Origin of the sequence: Alteromonas naphthalenivorans, from assembly GCF_000213655.1 — a bacterium.
Taxonomy (GTDB): domain Bacteria; phylum Pseudomonadota; class Gammaproteobacteria; order Enterobacterales; family Alteromonadaceae; genus Alteromonas; species Alteromonas naphthalenivorans.
Map to the genome: position 1 here is coordinate 239,036 of NC_015554.1, position 16,648 is coordinate 255,683.

The following is a 16,648-nucleotide window of genomic DNA, read 5'->3' on the forward strand; positions in this document are numbered from 1 at the left end:
TACTACTAGTTATGGTTCCTATATACCTTGATTGGCGTTCATTTTGTTTCATCTACAAGGCCTTCAGAAATATGTAGGCTAATTTCTTCAACAATTAAGGCGTTACTGCTGTCTAGGAATAGCATTACCTGTTCACCGGTTGCTTTTTCAACTTCAGCGCGCCATACAAGTAAGTAGTTGTCTCCTTTTTTGAAAATGATGAGCTGGGCTTGCTGAAGCATCCTTAATGTCGATTTAACCTCGTCTTCCGCTAACGTAAATGCTTCGTCAGCTGACAGTGCCGGAGTGGTGTCTATATTAATATCGTTAAGCGTTTTGCTATTTATGCTGGCTATCTTGTTTTCACGAACAAGGGTAATTGTTTCGGCCCCATAAACAGGTAAGCCTTTGTAGAACTGCTGGAGTTTAATTACTTGACTATTACCTATCTCACGGCCGCGGTTGGCTACTTTAAGTTCATCGTCTTCACCTAAGTCGCCTTCTTCTCGAAGGGCTTCCACCGTTTTCTCGATAGCATCATCAATACTTGATACGGGAATATCTGGAGTGCTTCTTCGGGTTTCGATATTTCCTGAGTCAGCAGAAGATGTGTCGGTTCCTATGACTTCTTTTGATGACTTTTCACTAGACTCAAGTGGTAAGTTATCCTGTTGCTTAGACTGACTATTTGAGTCTGAGCGGGGTAGAGGTATAGGCGGGTTAGCTTCGGAACTGTTAGCATTGCTTGTCTTTTGATGTGGTAGTGACGCACTGTCGATGCTGATAGGTCGACTCAGGAAGTAATATCCTAATGTAATTAGGATGATGAGCACCCCCAGCCCTAGCAGTAATTTGTACTGACTATGTGAAGATTGCTCTGCCGTGTTTTTTACCGTGCTGCTCTTAACGTCACTGTGAAATTGTGTTGGATCAATATTCTCTTCTGTAGGAACTTCAACACGATTTGATTCCTTCTCAGCGGATTCCGGCTTTAGTAGTTCAGGCTCGGGCGATTTAATGCCATATTGTTCCTGGGGCGTTGGCCCTGAACCTGCAGTTTCTTCAGGCCACAGTTTTATTAATATGGCGGTGGTATTGTCATGTTGATTTTTGTTGGCTAATTGCTGCTGTATCAGGGTGTCTAAATCCTTGTCGCTTTCAATGTTTTCAAGTACTCCCCCTAATGATTGTTGAGTGAATAACTCCCAAAAACCATCAGAGCAAACCAAAAACACGTTACCGCTTGTCTCGTAACGTTCAATTAGGGGGGAAGGGGGCTCACTACCGCCTAAACTTGAATAAATTTTGTTTTGGTCTGGATGCGATGCAATTTCATCATCTGAAATATCGCCTTTTAATGCATGAAGTTGAGCGAGAGATTGATCTACGGTTCGTTTAACGAAGCTTTCGTTTTTAAACTGAAATGTTCGACAATCGCCCACATGCATCGACATGAAGATACTTTGTGCTAGGTTGACATAGAGCATGCAGACGAGGGATTGGGCTTGTGCGAATTCTTCAATTTGTGAATCTAGAATTGCACTATGTGCGGAAAATGCCAATTCGGTAAGAAAATTTTCGGGTTCTTCAATACTATCATTTTCATTCCACTTTTGTGTGCAGACATCAACCACTTTTTGTGCTGCAAACGCCCCCCCTTTATGGCCTCCCATGCCGTCTGCAACCACACATAAAAACTCGCCATATTGTGGTTTTATTAATACCGCATGAGCATCTTGATTCTCTTCGCGATGACCAATATGACTAGCAGAATAAACGCGAAACTTGTTGTACATATTTCTCTTCCTTAAGAAAAACCGCTATTGAAAAGTCACCGTCGAATCAAGCAACTCAGTAGATTTACTGCAGGCTTTATCAGTTTAAAAGAAAACAAGAGAAGGCTTGATAACTGAGAGAATTGCCTATGTTTCCCTAAAGAAAAATGAGGAAAAGACAAAAAAGAGGGAGCTGAAACTATCATATTTGTACCTGTCCTTGGCGCCATTGAAATCGCAATTCATTATTTTTGTAAGTGCGTAGAACAACGAAAAGGCCTAAATACTTTTCACTAGCGCTGTGTAGTATTGATCGTTTTCCATACAAATACTACTGATCAAAAAATAAATACATAGTGTTTATTTAAAAGATTGATTCGTTATTTTCTTTGGTGTATATCTTTTATTGTTGTTTAAATTTCGATCAGCCGGTGTGTTTTTAGTGACATCAAAAGATGCTGACAACTGCGCCAATAATTAGAAAAAAAGTTGCACACTAAGGGCAGTATAAAGTGCAACACACAATGCAAATATACAGGTAAGTATTTACCACTGCAGAGGGAAGAATGAGCAGTCAGGTGCACAAGCTCGCGTTACCAGCTGGTACGCAACTTCAACAATATCAAATAGAGTCAGTCCTCGGGGTTGGTGGGTTTGGTATTGTCTATCAAGCGCGCCACACGCATCTTGATTCCTTGGTGGCCATTAAAGAATTTATGCCGCAACACTGTGCTACTCGTGATGGTCAGACCGTGTACCCTCTAAGCCAGTCAGACGAACTAGAATTTGAAACCGGAATTCAAAAATTTCTCGATGAAGCAAAGCAGCTCGTCCAGTTTGATGACCATCCCAACATTATTCGCTGCAAAGACTTCTTCAAATACAATGGAACGGCGTATCTAGTAATGAATTTAGAGCGAGGAAAAGAACTCGCTCAGATTCTTAAAGCTCACACAGCACAAGAATGTCCGCTCACTGAAGCGCAAATAATAAAACTAATGATACCTGTTCTAGAAGGCCTGCAGTATATACACGACCAAGGTGTATTACATAGAGATATTAAGCCCGCTAATATCTTTGTTCGCTCAAGTGACGAGCGCCCATTGTTGATTGACTTTGGAGCTGCAAAACAAAACTTTGGCCACACGCAGAAGTCTGAAAATCAAATGCAAACTTATGGGTATGCTCCGTTAGAGCAGGTAGGTTCAGAGGGTGATCTAGGCCCTTGGACGGATATTCACGCAGTTGGTGCGATGATGTGGCGAATTGTTCTTAATGCCAACCCTCCCCGGGTTGAAGACCGTACCGCTAAAGTATTGCAAGGCCAAGCAGATCCTGCCCTAACCCGACTGGATGAAGTTAAAGAGCAATTCTCTGAAAATTTTATTAATACAATTAAAAAAGCAATATCAATTCGTATTAGTGAGCGTTTTCAAACTGCTAATGAACTTATAGCTGCGTTACAAGGCGTACCCGTAACACCACAGGTTGGGCTAGACGAACAACAAACTACTCGGTTAGATTCATCGGCCTCAGCGTCTCAGTTTCCACCAAGCTATCCATCGCATGTTGCACATCCGCAGGCCACCGATCCCAATCCTAGTTCACCCAAGTCACATAGCGCATCGGGGCCAAACACGGCAGGGTTTTCTACGTCTCAACCTATATCTGCTAATAGTAACTCGGGGTACAGTCCGGGGCCCGTTCCCAACAATCTTGGGGCGAACGCGAATCAACATCAATCGACAACTCCCCCCACTAAAAATAACTTCAAAATGTGGGTCGGCGCGCTATGTGCGGCGGTTGTCGTTCTGCTAGGCGGCTTTTATGGCTTACAGGCAACCAAAAGTAGCACTGCTTCTAATCAGATTTTGGTAAACGAAGAAATCGATATTATTTACTCTTTGGTCACCAAAGCAGAGATGGATAACGACAGCAATACTATTGAAAACCGCATGCTATGTGCAATGGAAGAAATCGATGATATGGATGATGCTGGAACGAGAAATATTGAGCTACTTCGTTCTGGCATTGAAAACCGAACACTAAATATTGAAAAGAATTTAGCGAAAGCCAGAGAACGAGCTGCCGATTTAGTATCTCGTCATCAAACAAACTCACAACATATTAATAATGTCTTCGATGAAGTCATAAAGTCGAGTAAACAAAAAGGGAAGTACGATAAAGCAGAATACCAAGCGTCGTTAAAGTTACTTGTCCAAGAAGCTTCTAAATTAAATGAAAAGAGCGAAGTCATTGAGTTACTAGAAAAACGAATAACCGTTACTCCTAAAGCGTGCGGTTAACACCAGCCTAGAAATACAAACTTGAAAGACGTCTATCAATTTAATAGGGATTTAAACGATGAATACGTTAAATAAAGTAGTACCAGCGACCATTGCATGCTTACTCATGACTGGGTGTGCAAATACAGCAGAAAGCTTGATGGGGGCTTTAACACCAGAGAGTAATCAAAGTAACAGTAGCGAAGGCGGCATGGACTTCAGCTCATTTGAAGTGAGTTCGCCAGTTGAAGAATTAGGTAAAGAGGATATCAGTACTGCTCGGACTGTCGGCCAAGTTATTGGTGCAATTGTTGGGGGGTATGCGTGTTACAAAAAGTTTGATGGCAACAAATTATTGATGGCGACTTGTGCCGCGATCGGAGGGACAGCAGGCGATAAATTGGGAAAATATATAGGTGAGGGGATAGCCATAAGACGGATGAATTATGCCAGTAATTACGAGTTTTTAGAGTCAGAGATTGAAGCGTCTGAAAACGCGATTAAAACACGCGAAGACGAGTTAGCAGCAACCAAGTTAAATATTACTACCATGGAAGATAGGGTTGTGTTGCTTAAAAGCAAAGCGTCATTAACCAAAGCCGAAATTGCTGAGGCAACAGCACTTCTAAGTGAAGTTAAAGCACTGCGAGAAGAAAATGAAATGCTTGAAACTCGCTACGACGAAACGCTTTTATATTTAGACAGTGCACTTGAAGACAGTGAGGAAGAAATTGCGTCGCTAACAGAAGATAAAGCAAAGACTCAACAGGCGCATGAAGAGCTACTGGCTAAGCGTAATCAACTTTCAATGCAGCTGGCTTCTATTCAAACCCAGTCGTCACAACTGGATGAACAAAGTACCGCACTTACTAGCCTAATTGCAGGCTAAGGAGCTTATAAATGAACCCTTTTAATAAAGTAGCTGCGGTAATGTTAAGTGTAATGGTGGTGGGCTGTGCAGTATCTGCTGATCCTAGAGAACAGAGCACGGGGGAGCGAATTTGGGCAAGTATTAGCGGACTCGATGAAAAAACCATTGCCAGTATGCAGGAAAAACTGGATACCTTAAACAGCCGAGTGAAAGGGGTAGATGAAGAAGTTGATTATTATAAAAGTCAGCTTTTTTTGGTAAAAAAAGAGTTATCTACCTATGAACTCACCGAGCAGCAGCTTGCCGATTTAAAACAGGAAATAGCACAAGTTGAACAGCAAACCCTAGCACTTGATCAACAGAACAAAGACAGTGCTCAGCTCATTGAAAATAAAAATGCGCAGCTTCGCGAGAAAGAAGGTAGCCAAGATGAACTGGTTAACGATTTAAAGCAATTGGACTCACAAGTAAACAGTGTGGAAAAGCAGGTGGGTATTGTATCTACAGGTATAAAAGACATTGTAGCCATGCGAACTCGATATGCGCTGGAAGAGTGATATGGCGTTTGCAACTTACACAGTAGGTAGGTCGAGCCAAGCTGATATCTGTATTGCAGACCCGAGTATTTCTCGCATTCACATGGAAATAACTGTCACAAATGACGGGCGCTACTTTTGCGCAGATCGTATGTCGACTCACGGCACTTTTTTGAAAAAAAACGGCGAGTGGAAGCCGCTTAAGCAAGGCTACATAGACGGAGCCGATTCCCTCGTGCTGGGAACGAAAAAAATCAAGCTCAGTAGCATTATAAATTCGCCCGCAGTGGCGGGCTTTTTAAAGCAAAAAGAAGTGAATGAAGATGTCGAGCCTATGTCATTTAAGCCTATTCGCAACACTGCTACGGGTGAAATTGAATCGTCCTCGTAAATAGCTAACATGAAACATGGATTGGTAAACGTTATGAATTTATTGGAATCAGACGAGCAGAAATATCGGGTTATTGTGGCTTTAGTCGCCATATTTATCACCATATTTGTGGTTGGCGTATTTGCATTAATACTTCCTGTCAGCGAAGCCAAAACCGGTCAAATAAACGTGGGCGACGTATTGTTCGATCGCAGCAGTGGTATGTTTCCCGCTACCTTACAAAACCTCATGTGGCTCATGTTCTTCATCGGGCTAGGCGAAATGTGGGTTAGGCACAATCGTTCAGCCAAAGAGTTAGAGCAGCTTAAGCTTTATATTTTGCCTGAAGAAGACGACGTTATGCTGAGGGCGAAAGATCTGGTACCTATTTATACCGGTATATGCGAGCGAAAAGTTGCTCAACACTTCTTTGTTCAACGGCTCACCAAACGGGTGATCCTGCAATTCCAAGGCAGTAATTCAGCAGACCAAGCCAACTCCTTGATGAATTCTAGCCTTGAGTTAATGCAGCATGAAATAGAGCTCAAATTTAATATGTTGCGATACCTTGTGTGGTTAATACCTACGCTGGGGTTTATCGGTACGGTGGTGGGTATTGCATTAGCCTTATCGTCGGCGGCAGACATGCCCGATGTATCAGACACAGATGCTATTCGAGAGTGGCTAGGGCTACTCACCACAGATTTAGGTTTAGCATTCAACACCACGTTAGTGGCGCTGATCATGTCAGCGATATTGGTTTTCTTACTGCATATAGTGCAGGCCAGAGAAGAAATGGCACTTAATAGTGCCGGTCAATATTGTATGGATAATTTAATTAATAGACTTTACGAAAACAAATAGAGGTGCACCATGGCGATTAAACGAGGCCCTGATGGCGTTCCAGTTGATATGCCGTCAGTCATAGCTCCTATCGAACCTGAAACTCGCGCGAGTGGTATAGGTAGCAATACCGCTAACGACGGGCCAACAGTGACCATTCCCTCTAACGCTACCCCCGTTAATACTATACCCTCCAGCTCCAGCCCATCAAGGCCTGCAAATTCGGGTTTAATATTTGATGAACCTTCAACGACCCCAGCAAACCGGCAGCAATCGACAACCCCTGCTGAGTCCGTTGATATTCGAGAAAACTCTGGAATATCAGAACATGATGACATTGATGCACTACCCACTGTGGTAGGGGGAAACAGAAGACCTAGTGCGCCGCCAGTCAGTACGACTGAAACCGCCGCGCAGTCACCACATTCTATGCCTGATCCTATGCAAGACCCCATCTCTGGTTGGCTAGTGGTGGTAAAAGGGCCAGGTAAAGGGCACTTTTTAAAATTGGGCTTTGGTCAAAATAGTATTGGGCGAAGTGCATCTGAAAGAGTTAGTGTTGATTTTGGTGATGGGCAAGTATCAAGGGCTAATCATGCCACTATCTCTTACGATCCTAGGGGTAATCAGTTCTATATTCAGCCGGGCTCAGGTACCAATATGACCTATTTAGATAACCAGCCTGCGCCCGTACTGCAGCCCATGATATTACCTGCTTTTAGTCATATTTCTATTGGTGAAACCACACTGAGATTTGTGCCTTTGTGTGGCGAAAACTTCACTTGGGAAAGTATGGAAGAGGATTAATCATGTATTCGGTTCAGGTGGCTTGGTCTCAAATAATTGGTGCTCGAAAAAGCCAACAAGACAGTGCCTCAGTAGTAACTTGGCCTAACGGTTTCCGGTTGTTGCTGTTAGCTGATGGGATGGGGGGGCATGTTGGGGGAGATATCGCCAGTAGCTTGGTTATCGATACATTCAAACAGCAATTTATTGAGAGCGATGAACAGGATATTAAGCAGCGTTTAATTAACGCGTTAGATGCGGCCAACCTTGCTATTTATCATCAGGTAAAAGAAAACCCTGAGTTATCAGGTATGGGAACGACGTTAATAGCGGCAGTTTTTGATGGCTTACATCTACAGTGGTTAAGTGTAGGAGACAGCCCAATGTGGTTACTGCGTAACAAAACGTTGGTGCGACTTAACGAAAACCATTCTATGTCGGAAGTCTTGGCTAGAAAAGTGGAGTTAGGCGAAATATCAAGCGAGGAAGCAAGGACATCACCGGTTCGTTCTCAATTACTTGAAGCAGTAATGGGCGAAAATATTGAACGGGTTGATGCGCCGGACGATTCTAGAGAGCTTAAACCAAATGATTTGCTTATTTTGGCTAGTGATGGGGTGGAAAGTTGTAGTGATGAAAGCATTATCGGGGTATGCCAACAGTCTTCAAATGATAGTGCTGAGCTAACAATGGCACTGTTAAATGCGGTTAAAGCACAAGAGCGACCCAAGCAAGACAACGCGACGCTTATTGTCATGCAGGTAAAAGAACCTGTGGTAAATGAGCCAGCTACGGTGCAGCCGGAAGCGGGTGAAACATTAGAAGAGCCATCTACCCATTAACTAAATTAACTGATAGATAATTTGAGGAATACGCTTGTGTATAGAGTAGGGATGTTTATTACACTTTGGGTACTTTTTACTTTGCCATCCTATGCCTTTACTACCGTTCCTATAGAGGTGCTTGATGATGGAAAAGTAGAGCAAACAGGCATTGCGACGTTGGTTGCAAACGAAACCATCATTATCAACCATAAACTGCTAGCGCAAGGCAATCAGTATGTCGTCACCGACCCTACTAGCAAGGCAAAGTTGATAGCTGACCTATCAGCAAAAGATGAAAGCTTAGACTTAGCTATTCTACATGTGAATGGACTATCGGGTAACCCTGTGGTGGTGGCGAAAGAGAATTCTGCCATTGGTAGCAAAATCTATTTGGTGAAGCTAAATGGACTCTCTACGGCAGGTACTCTTCACTCCATACTTCCTGTAAATAAAAGCCACCCTGAACAGCGCTGGCAGCATACGGTATTATTAACTGAAGGGGAGTTTGGTGCGCCGCTAGTGAACAACTGCCAAGAGCTATTAGGCGTAAGTGTTAGCGATACCAAAGGGGTATTCGACAAGCGCCTTAAACTGTCTTCATCATTTTCAGCCGCAACCAACTTAACAACGCTAAAAGCGTTCCTTACTAAGTACAACATAGATTTCACAGAATCAGAAAATAGCTGTTTGTCTGAAGCAGACCAACTGGCCGCGTTAGAAGAAGAAAAGAAAAAGCAGCAAGCAACACTTGAGAAGCAAGAAGCTGAACGCAAAGCGGTGGAAGAAGAGCTTGAAAAGTTAAAGAAGGAAGCGGAAGCAAAGAAAAAAGCGCTAGAAGTGGCTAAAGCTGATACGACCCGCCAAGATGCAGAGCGTCAAAAGGCCGAAGAGGCACTAGAAGAAGCCAGGCAGCAAACTATTGAGCAACAGAAAAAGCTGGAAGATGCTGAAAAAGCGATTAAAGAACAAGAAGAAAAAGTAAAAGAAACCGAAGCGAAGAGTAAACAAAAAGAGCAGGAATTCGAAGAAGAAAAGAAAAGTGAGCAACAAAAACTTATTTACTATGCAATTCCAATCATTCTAGTGCTGATTGTGGTGCTTATTGTTTTAAGCCGCCGTAGAAAAAAACTGCTTGAAGTAGAGCAAGAGGCCTCGGAAAACAAGCAACAACTCTCGGCAGAGAAAGCCAAAGTGGCATCGGCACAAGAAGCGCTCAGTATGGCGTCGGCAACGTTCGACGACATTATTCTAGATGGCAAAGATGAAGCAGGTGGTGATCATCGTATTAAAGTTATTGGGTCTACTTTAGCCAGAACCGAAGGCGGCATATTAATAGGCCGTTCAGCACAAAAAGCAAACTACGTTATTAATGTGCCGGGTGTTTCAAGAGAGCATTTAAACGTTATCTTGATAGACAATAAGGTAATGATTGAAGATTTAAGCAGCGTAAATGGGACTGCCATAAATGATAAAGACTTAGCGCCAAACACGAAGGCCGAACTAAAAAATGGCGATACCCTTCGAATAGGAACGGTGACTTTTTCTGTCCATTTTTTACCGTCTTAGCTGAAAGAACAGGTGAAACCAAATGAAAGTGCGTAGCAGGGAAGTAAACGTATTTAGTATGTCGGCATTAGACTTATTTGCGTCTGCCATGGGCGCTTTTATGTTTTTAGCCATCATCGCACTGCCGTTTTTCCCCAATACGGGAGATTCAGCTGAGCGAGTGGCCGACATTAAAAGCGAGCTTAAAAAAGCGGAAGCGCAAATTGCCGAAGAACAAAAACAAAAAGCGGAGATAGCAAAGCAAAGGGATGAAGTTCAAAAGAAACTAGACGAAGAGCAAAGCACATCTAAGATATCTTTTCCTACCATGGATATGGTAATTGCGCTTGATACAACCGCTAGCATGGATAAACAAGTTAAGGGGCTGAGGGCTGAAATTGTCGACATCGCCAATTTGTTGATGAAGTTATCCCCTGATGCGGCACTTGGCGTCATTGATTTTAAAGACAGATGTGAGCCAAGAGGGGCAATAAAAAGTCACGATATCATTAAGCTAAATACGAGTTCAGTTAATCAGTTACAACGTTTTGTGAATACCATGCGCGCTGGTAGTCATAACTGTAACCAAGACGGCGAAGAAGCGATAAATCTTGCAATGAACAAAGCATTAGCTTTGAAGTGGCGCGCTTCGTCCAAATCAAAAACCATTATTTTTATTAGCGATAATGGTGCATACGCCAGCGTTTCTTCACAAGTACTAGGGCAGGCGAGTCGGTTTAATCAAAGTGGTGAGAAAAGCCAAGTTTCAACGGTTTTCGTGCCAACTCAGAATGCCCTCGGACGTGCCTACTTAAAACAATTAGCAGAGACTGGGGGCGGTAAGTTTGTCACTGGTGGCGGATCTTTCGTAGGGACCGTGCTGTTGGCGCTAGCTGAATGATTGCCTTACTGTGTTGGCAAACGATTTTTAGCGCTCCATTAATGTCGAGGCTTTATGAAATTACGTAACAGGGAAGTCAACGTATTCAGCATGTCTGCACTTGATCTCTTTGCCTCAGCAATGGGGGCATTCATGTTTTTAGCCATTATTGCACTGCCGTTTTTCCCCAATACGGGTTCTTCTCCCGAATCTATAAGTGAAATTAAAAAAGAACTTGATGCGGCTAAAGCCGAGTCCACGCAGACCAAAAAAGAGTTAGCTTCAGCGCAAAAAAGCTTAGAAGAAGCCAAGCAAGAACTTGCAGAAGGCATAAATAAATACCCGATAGAGTTAGTGATTACCATTGATATCAGCGGCTCGATGGCAGTGCCTTTGCAGAGATTAAAAGATGCCATTAAACGGCTCACTATTGAAGTGCCCAAGGTTACTCGGGAATTTAAGATTGGTGTGGTGGCCTATGGTGGCGATGGCAAGTTTGTCACTGTGCCAAGTGTTGTTATTACAAAAGTATCTCGGGCAGGCTTCATTCAGCAGATAGATGCGCTTGAGCTTTTACCAGGTGAAACCGATGTACCAGAGGCGGTATCGAATGCCATGGCGATGTTCTCACCACCCAATGACAAAGTGCGCAAAGCTTACGTACTTATCGGTGATGTAGGTCCCTATGAAATGATTGGCTCTCGAAGCTTTGATATTTATGCAATATCTGAGGCTCAGGCAAACAGGTTAATTAATGCAGGAAGAGGCGTTCAGGTGAGTAAAAACTATGAGACTGAAATCTTAAATAGTGTTGGCAGTTTTATATCGAGCAATAAATTACGTAGTGTAATGGCCATGTACACAGGTAACGCAACCCGCCCAGGGGATGCGTCGTATAACGTTATCGCACTCACTAAACCCCATAGCACCCCGTTTTTCAAAGCTGTGGCAAATGAAGGTGGCGAAGACAACGGGCATTATTCAGAAGAGCCTTCAGAGATGCTTTCTATGCTGCTTATTGCAGTATTAGCCGCGTCCTAATAACGCGGCTAGCACGCAATAACAAAATTGTAATAAGTAGCATTGAGAAATATGAATGAGCTGGCTGAAGAGTTAATTAGCCTCAAGCGTTAAGGCGACTCCGCTCTTTTTAAGCTGTAAATGTTGTCGACTATTCAGTAAAAACAGACGATTCGCGTCTACCGCAAGTTCATTTGCCAAGAAGTTTTTCACCGTTTTGGCGCGGGCATCAGCTAAATGGGCAAGTTCCCGCTTCGGTATGTCCATGGCACTTCTTACTTGATTGTACATGGCGATATAGAGTGCTTGTTCGACTTGCGCGGCATCAGGTGCTACTTGAACAGGTGTTGTTTCGCTATCTGCAGTATCTTTACCTGTATCTTCACCGCTTTGCTGCAATTTAGCTATTACCACTACGCGTTCTTCTTCTACTGTTTTGCCGGTGCTGCTAACGAATAACTCACTTAATGCGTCAGCGAGAGGGCCGCTTATCGGCATAGTACTTGGCGACAAGCTTTCTGGTAGCGCCTCTTGACCAGAAAGGGCCAACAGCTGTTGTTGCAGTTTCTGTTCTGCTAGTTCATAAGCGTCAGGTACTTCATCTACAGTGCCTTCAATATTCACGCGAAGTCCAGGGCGTTTTGTTAGCGCATCGGCAAGGGTAGCGAGTTTACTTGATGCAGCATCAGTTAACTGCGATGAGCCATGCGTGAAGTCAATTTCATTAAGCTCATCGTCGTCGCTGCCGACTAAGTTCGCCAACAACGAAAAGGGCGCAGTCACCGCTTTCGTGATTAAGTTACCAATTGCTTTTAATATAATAGAGCCGAACCCAAAGGTTGGGCTATCTAAATCACCCGACACTTCAAGACCTAGATCGATAACACCGTTTGAGTCTTCTAATAAAGCTATGGCCAGCCCAAGCGGTAAGCTAAGCGCTTGGTCAGAGTCTGTTTTCCTACCTAAGGTAAGTTGGTCAATGACTACATGGTTATTGCCCGCTAATTGGTTATCCTCCAATAAATACTGAATATCGAGGGACAATAAACCTTTATCAATAAAGTGCCCCATATAAGTACCTGAATAAGGGTTTACTGACGTAAGTTCCGCGCCTTCTACGGTGAAAGTGAGGTCTAAAAAGATATCTTTTATTAGCGGGTTAATCGCGCCGTACAAAGCAACTGGCGCGTAGCCATCTATTTTACCCTTTACGTCTACATTTGCGGCGGTGTCGGCATTTGATGAGAGTTTAGTAATGCTGCCGTTTAAGCTTTCAATTCCAGAAGCAAAGCGAGGGCGCAAAGAATTATCAGCAAAGTAGGCGCTACCATCATTAAAGACAATTTCACCAATGCGAATAACAAGCTCAGAGACTTCTTCGTCAGCGCTGGGGTGAGCTCCCTGTTTAGATTCAGGTTGGGTTTTGGTTTCTGGTGTCGAAATAGAGGGGGAGGCAGTTTGTTCTACTACAATATTACTGAAGTTAGTTTGCTTGTCTTCAGCGATTAATAGCTTAGCGTAGGGTTTATCCAGCGTGATTTTTTCTAAAGAAAGGGTGCTGTCAGTAGAATTATACTTAATACCTTTAATTTGAAGGTCGGCCCATTGCAGCAAAGGCTCTTGCTTTAAATCATCGATAACCGTGAGTGACGCTATGCTCGCCTGCCCATTAAATACTACTTTACTGTCACTATTGGCTTCAAAACTACCTGAAAGATCTGCACTGCCATCTTCAAGAGCAAGATTTAAATACTGCTCTACATAAGGCTGAAGTTGGGAAAGGCCGAATTGGCTGATATCAATAGTCCCCGACACGGCTTGAACATTTGCCAAAATAGCGCCTTTACTGCTTATCGATGAAGCGGGTGTGGCTATCGATAAAGTGTCGGGTAGGCTTGAAGCGGTAGACCGCGCTAGGCTGCCACCGAGCTTTATATCAATAGTGTAATCGATTGGGGTTGTCAGGGTAGAATCTATCACGCCCGTGGTTAAATTTAGCGGAAATACTCGCCAATTAACCCCGTCAGAAACCATACTTTCTCGTACGAGTACATCGCCCTCGTTTAACGCGAACGCTTGCAGTACTACCCGCCACGCCGCTTTATCACTTTGTGTGGCATCAACAGAAGCTGAGTTCCCTGTGTTTGGCGCTGCGCTGGCGCTATAATCTGATGACGTTGGCGCGGTTGCGGTTGTAGGAGGCGTCGCAGGTGAGGCTTTTGTCGCGGCTGTCGGGCCTGTGGACGAAGTGCTCGAGGCCGCTTGCGAAGCTTTTTCATAGAATCCTTTTGGGGTAAATATTGATACTAAATCTACACCCGATTTGTCGATTTGAGCACTTATCCAAGGCTGTTCTAGGCTAAAATTAGCAACATTAACCTGCTGCGTTTCGGTATCTAGGCTCATGTCACTGACACGTAATTCAGCAAGCTTAATTCTAGGGCTTTCTTTGTCTGAGATAACTAATTGAGACAAAGATAAGTCGGCATTATCTGCTTGAAAGCGAAAATCATTATTGTTTTCTGATAGATGATAATTCAGGGAAAAACTTAGGGCGCCGTTTGTTATTTTCGCATCAATCATGTCATCAGATAATGGCCAAAGCGGAGCTAACGCAATTTGGCTCACCTCAAAACTACCCGCTATATCTATGGGAGACAGCTGAAACTGCCCATCGAATTGAACGCTGCCGCCTTCGGTGGTCGCGAGGGTAAAAGAATAGTGGTTGGCTGATTCTTCTTTGCTGCTATTTTCAGTGCTGTTCTTTGCACTTAGGGAGTTATTATCAGCGCCACTAACCTGACTTTGGTCTGCATCTACATTTAAGGAAGTGGCTAGGGTATCAAGATTGTTTAGCGTAAAAGACAACTCTGGATAATCAAGCTGTGTGTCAGTGACATAATCGGCCACTGAAATGTGGCCATTGCTCAGGCGAAATTTCCCCAAGCGAATATGAGGTATTTCGCTTTGCTCTTGCGCTTCAGGCTCGGTTGTATCGTTATTAGCTTTAGCGAGCGTATCTATAATGTCAGAAAAATTAAATACGGTGGTATCTTGATCAGACGCTAGTGAAGTATCACCTTCCGATACCCGAGCAAAGCGTGCATAAGGGGCATTTAGATAGATGTGCTCTAGGGTAGGGGTAAAGCTGAATAGGGTGTGCCAAAAGCCCACATCCACTTCCAGCAGTGTAAACGCAATGAATGGTTCATCGTTACTAGCTTCATCAATAGAAAATCCAGACACCCTAGCGCGCAGCAAGAAAGGGTTAATGCGAATATTGTCGATACTGACATTTCGGCCTAACTGTTCACTCAATATTCTTGGTGCTTTGGATTCAAGAACCATAGGCGCAACAAGACCCAGTATTAACGCGTAGAATAAGTATGCCAACAGAAAGTAGGTAGCAATACGCCGCCATTTAGGTTGCTGCTTAAATGAGGTGGATAAGTTTTTTATGGGCATAATTATTCTAGACGTATTAAATAGAAGAGAAAAAGGCGGCGAATAAGTGATGGCATAGGTCCATCACTAATACAGCCGCCAAAAATAAATATTAAAGCATTGAGGCTAAATTACCTAAGCCAGACTGAAGTAAAGACTGTGTTTCTTCATTGCTGTTTAGGTAAGTGTTAATTTGTGTGATAAAGCTGCTTATCATATCGGCATCTAAGCCAAGCGCATCGAACTGTTGCTTTAATTCGTTAATAGAGCCTAGAGAGCTACTATATTCAGAAGCTTTGCTTAGTAATCCAGACATAGTTGAGCCGCCATTTGTAGAATCTGCTGCTACTGAAGGTACGTTTTCTAATAAAGAATCTAAACCAGGGATGGCTCTGGCAAGTTCTGAATAATCAGCAGTAGTCAGGTTGCCTTTAGCATAATCAAAAATAGAGGCTAAACCACCTTCAGATTGTGTTTCACTTACGCCTAAATTTTCTGACACCATACTTACCAAACTAGACACATCTAACGAGCTAGCCTCAGCCGCTTCTGTGGTTTGTGAAGTGGATGTACTGGCATCACCCAACATACCTTTTAGTTTGTTAAGCGTGTCGTTGGCAGAAGCGTGTGCCGAAAATGATAATGTAGCGATAACGAATAAAGATAAGACTTTCATAAGATTTTCCTTTGAAGTAGAAATCTACCGGGCTGTAGCTAGTATGTCAGCAAACTAAGAAGCAAGGTTAGCGCTAGTCTAGCTCGATAGCGCAGTAGATAGTGTTTTACATAGTGAAATAGGTGAAATTTAGGCGGTATTCTGAAGCGCTATCCTAACGTAAATTTAGTGCTATTGCCTGAAATAAAGTGTAAAGCAGCTTTACATTCGTGTGGGGAAATACGAAGCGTGCAGTAAGTCATGTGGCCATTATCTTTTATAGAATGTGCGGATATTATTTTATATGAGACTAGGGCTTTCTATTAGGCTAAGGGCTTTGCGTCGACAGCATCGAGTAAAAGCACTGGGGGAAATATCGTGTACACACATCGGGTAGGGAAGTACTGCTTTAGGTTGTTACTTCATAAAGTAAAATTTCACAATAAATGATAACAAATCAAATAAAATGATAACAATGTTGAGGCTATGCAGTGGTTTTTGAATTAGTAGGAATCGGTCTTGGTGTGAGAATTTATCTTGTTGTCGGAGAAGAGCATGACAGGCATCAGCGGTATCGAGTTCGTTTCATGGGCTCTACCTATAACAGGTTTTGTATTGGTTATCGGTGTGTTTGTCATCAATCATTTTGGGCCGAAAATAGAAAGATGGGGTGAAAAACATATCAAGAGGCAAGGTAATAATCATAAAATTTGAAGGATATACTTTTTAGATGCATGTGGGCTTGAAATCTTTATCACGAAAGTAACCGTTACGATTTTTGTAGATCCATAACGCTCTTCGCGCTAATTAATGCTCTATTCAACTCCTAAAGCAA

14 protein-coding genes are annotated in these 16,648 nt (G+C 43.1%); 11 read left to right on the plus strand and 3 right to left on the minus strand.

What is annotated here, in order from left to right:
• Positions 1–38: 38 nt before the first annotated feature.
• Positions 39–1,775, minus strand: a complete 1,737-nt coding sequence (locus AMBT_RS01005) for a PP2C family protein-serine/threonine phosphatase (protein WP_013782693.1) — start codon at positions 1,773–1,775, stop codon at positions 39–41.
• A 545-nt stretch (positions 1,776–2,320) separates the two neighbouring features.
• Here AMBT_RS01005 and AMBT_RS21805 point away from each other — a divergent pair.
• Genes AMBT_RS21805 through AMBT_RS01055 form a run of 10 tightly spaced genes read left to right on the plus strand, consistent with a single transcriptional unit; the run spans position 2,321 to position 11,735 of the window.
• A complete protein-coding gene (locus AMBT_RS21805; RefSeq protein WP_013782694.1) occupies positions 2,321–4,060 on the plus strand; it encodes a serine/threonine protein kinase in 1,740 nt (579 codons plus the stop codon).
• 58 nt (positions 4,061–4,118) lie between these two features.
• Positions 4,119–4,928, plus strand: a complete 810-nt coding sequence (locus AMBT_RS01015; RefSeq protein ID WP_013782695.1) for a hypothetical protein — start codon at positions 4,119–4,121, stop codon at positions 4,926–4,928.
• A gap of 11 nt (positions 4,929–4,939) precedes the next feature.
• Positions 4,940–5,467, plus strand: coding sequence for a hypothetical protein (locus AMBT_RS01020; protein WP_013782696.1), 528 nt, complete (start codon positions 4,940–4,942; stop codon positions 5,465–5,467).
• Position 5,468: 1 nt separating this feature from the next.
• Entirely contained in the window at positions 5,469–5,837 is a 369-nt protein-coding gene (locus AMBT_RS01025) for an FHA domain-containing protein (protein WP_013782697.1), read from the plus strand.
• 33 nt (positions 5,838–5,870) lie between these two features.
• Positions 5,871–6,680, plus strand: a complete 810-nt coding sequence (locus AMBT_RS01030) for a MotA/TolQ/ExbB proton channel family protein (RefSeq protein ID WP_013782698.1) — start codon at positions 5,871–5,873, stop codon at positions 6,678–6,680.
• 9 nt (positions 6,681–6,689) lie between these two features.
• The gene (locus AMBT_RS22755; RefSeq protein WP_013782699.1) at positions 6,690–7,466 is read left to right on the plus strand and encodes an FHA domain-containing protein; all 777 of its coding nucleotides are present in this window, start codon (positions 6,690–6,692) and stop codon (positions 7,464–7,466) included.
• Between the two features lie 2 nt (positions 7,467–7,468).
• Positions 7,469–8,287: a PP2C family protein-serine/threonine phosphatase gene (locus AMBT_RS01040; protein WP_013782700.1), complete on the plus strand. Its 819-nt coding sequence runs from the start codon at positions 7,469–7,471 to the stop codon at positions 8,285–8,287.
• Positions 8,288–8,338: 51 nt separating this feature from the next.
• Positions 8,339–9,835 (plus strand): FHA domain-containing protein, encoded by a 1,497-nt coding sequence (locus tag AMBT_RS01045; RefSeq protein WP_013782701.1) that lies wholly within the window; start codon positions 8,339–8,341, stop codon positions 9,833–9,835.
• A gap of 22 nt (positions 9,836–9,857) precedes the next feature.
• A complete protein-coding gene (locus AMBT_RS01050) occupies positions 9,858–10,715 on the plus strand; it encodes a vWA domain-containing protein (protein ID WP_013782702.1) in 858 nt (285 codons plus the stop codon).
• Between the two features lie 54 nt (positions 10,716–10,769).
• Complete coding sequence (locus AMBT_RS01055; RefSeq protein WP_083820122.1) at positions 10,770–11,735, plus strand: vWA domain-containing protein; 966 nt, start codon at positions 10,770–10,772, stop codon at positions 11,733–11,735.
• A gap of 72 nt (positions 11,736–11,807) precedes the next feature.
• On the opposite strand, the gene AMBT_RS01060 is transcribed toward AMBT_RS01055, so the two are convergent.
• Both AMBT_RS01060 and AMBT_RS01065 read right to left on the minus strand, forming a co-directional pair.
• The gene (locus AMBT_RS01060) at positions 11,808–15,179 is read right to left on the minus strand and encodes a DUF748 domain-containing protein (protein ID WP_013782704.1); all 3,372 of its coding nucleotides are present in this window, start codon (positions 15,177–15,179) and stop codon (positions 11,808–11,810) included.
• Between the two features lie 91 nt (positions 15,180–15,270).
• Complete coding sequence (locus tag AMBT_RS01065) at positions 15,271–15,834, minus strand: DUF2780 domain-containing protein (protein ID WP_013782705.1); 564 nt, start codon at positions 15,832–15,834, stop codon at positions 15,271–15,273.
• Positions 15,835–16,368: 534 nt separating this feature from the next.
• On the opposite strand from AMBT_RS01065, the gene AMBT_RS22535 reads away from it, so the two are divergent.
• The gene (locus tag AMBT_RS22535) at positions 16,369–16,527 is read left to right on the plus strand and encodes a hypothetical protein (RefSeq protein ID WP_013782706.1); all 159 of its coding nucleotides are present in this window, start codon (positions 16,369–16,371) and stop codon (positions 16,525–16,527) included.
• Positions 16,528–16,648: the final 121 nt, after the last annotated feature.

Bases quoted from the DNA above. Each gene is read 5' to 3' on its own strand.
- AMBT_RS01045 (WP_013782701.1), top strand. From the start codon at position 8,339: ATGTTTATTACACTTTGGGTACTTTTTACTTTGCCATCCTATGCCTTT.
- AMBT_RS22535 (WP_013782706.1), top strand. From the start codon at position 16,369: ATGACAGGCATCAGCGGTATCGAGTTCGTTTCATGGGCTCTACCTATA.
- AMBT_RS01020 (WP_013782696.1), top strand. From the start codon at position 4,940: ATGAACCCTTTTAATAAAGTAGCTGCGGTAATGTTAAGTGTAATGGTG.
- AMBT_RS01050 (WP_013782702.1), top strand. From the start codon at position 9,858: ATGAAAGTGCGTAGCAGGGAAGTAAACGTATTTAGTATGTCGGCATTA.
- AMBT_RS01055 (WP_083820122.1), top strand. From the start codon at position 10,770: ATGAAATTACGTAACAGGGAAGTCAACGTATTCAGCATGTCTGCACTT.
- AMBT_RS21805 (WP_013782694.1), top strand. From the start codon at position 2,321: ATGAGCAGTCAGGTGCACAAGCTCGCGTTACCAGCTGGTACGCAACTT.
- AMBT_RS22755 (WP_013782699.1), top strand. From the start codon at position 6,690: ATGGCGATTAAACGAGGCCCTGATGGCGTTCCAGTTGATATGCCGTCA.
- AMBT_RS01060 (WP_013782704.1), bottom strand. From the start codon at position 15,179: ATGCCCATAAAAAACTTATCCACCTCATTTAAGCAGCAACCTAAATGG.
- AMBT_RS01025 (WP_013782697.1), top strand. From the start codon at position 5,469: ATGGCGTTTGCAACTTACACAGTAGGTAGGTCGAGCCAAGCTGATATC.
- AMBT_RS01065 (WP_013782705.1), bottom strand. From the start codon at position 15,834: ATGAAAGTCTTATCTTTATTCGTTATCGCTACATTATCATTTTCGGCA.
- AMBT_RS01030 (WP_013782698.1), top strand. From the start codon at position 5,871: ATGAATTTATTGGAATCAGACGAGCAGAAATATCGGGTTATTGTGGCT.
- AMBT_RS01005 (WP_013782693.1), bottom strand. From the start codon at position 1,775: ATGTACAACAAGTTTCGCGTTTATTCTGCTAGTCATATTGGTCATCGC.
- AMBT_RS01040 (WP_013782700.1), top strand. From the start codon at position 7,469: ATGTATTCGGTTCAGGTGGCTTGGTCTCAAATAATTGGTGCTCGAAAA.
- AMBT_RS01015 (WP_013782695.1), top strand. From the start codon at position 4,119: ATGAATACGTTAAATAAAGTAGTACCAGCGACCATTGCATGCTTACTC.